This window comes from Streptomyces sodiiphilus, from assembly GCF_039529215.1.
Taxonomy (GTDB): Bacteria; Actinomycetota; Actinomycetes; order Streptomycetales; family Streptomycetaceae; genus Streptomyces; species Streptomyces sodiiphilus.
On record NZ_BAAAMJ010000101.1, the window covers coordinates 1 to 773 of the forward strand.

Annotated in this window: 1 protein-coding gene; it reads right to left on the reverse strand. The window is 73.9% G+C overall.

What is annotated here, in order from left to right; translation table 11 throughout:
• A partial coding sequence (locus ABD299_RS24775) for an Ig-like domain-containing protein (protein WP_344266988.1) occupies positions 1 to 773 on the reverse strand: 773 nt, incomplete at both ends.

The window sequence follows — 773 nt, forward strand, 5'->3', positions numbered from 1 at the left end:
TGCCGCCCCCGGTGCCGCCGCTGACCACGAACGTCACCGACCCGGACGGGGTTCCGGCCCCCGGGGCGACCGAGGTCACCGTGGCGGCGATGGTGACCGGCCGGCCGAAGACCGACGGGTCCGGGGAGGACACCACCGTGGTGTCGGTGACGGCGGGGGTGACGGTGTGGGTCACGGCCCCGGCCGACGGGGCGTGGAGGGCGTCACCGCTGTAGAAGGCGGAGACGAGCTGGGTGCCGGCGGGCAGGGTGCTCTCGGTGAGCACCGCCATGCCGGTGGCGTCCAGGGGCACCGTGGCGCTCCCCCCGCTGCCGAAGGTGAAGGTCACCGAGCCCGTCGGGACGCCGGTCCCCGGGGCATCGACCGCCACCCGGGCCATGAAGGTGACGTCCTCACCGAAGGCGGACGGGTCCGGAAAGGAGGTGACGGTGGTGGTCGTGGAGGCCTGAACAACCGTGTGGGTGGTGGTGCCGCTGGACGCCGCGAAGCCCGCGTCGCCGCCGTACGTGGCGGTGACCGTGAAGAGCCCCGGAGGCAGCGCGTCCGTGACGGCCGTGGCCGTGCCCGTGGTGTCGAGGGTGGCGGTGAGCGTGGGACCGCCGCCGGTGAAGGTGAAGGTGACGGTGCCGGTGGGAGTGCCGGCTCCCGGCGCCACTGGAGTCACCACCGCGGTGAACAGGACGGGCTCCCCGGCGACCGAGGGGTCGGGCGTTCCGTCCACCACGGTTTCGGTTGCGGTCTGGTTGACGGTGTGGGTGGTGGTGGCGGTGGAG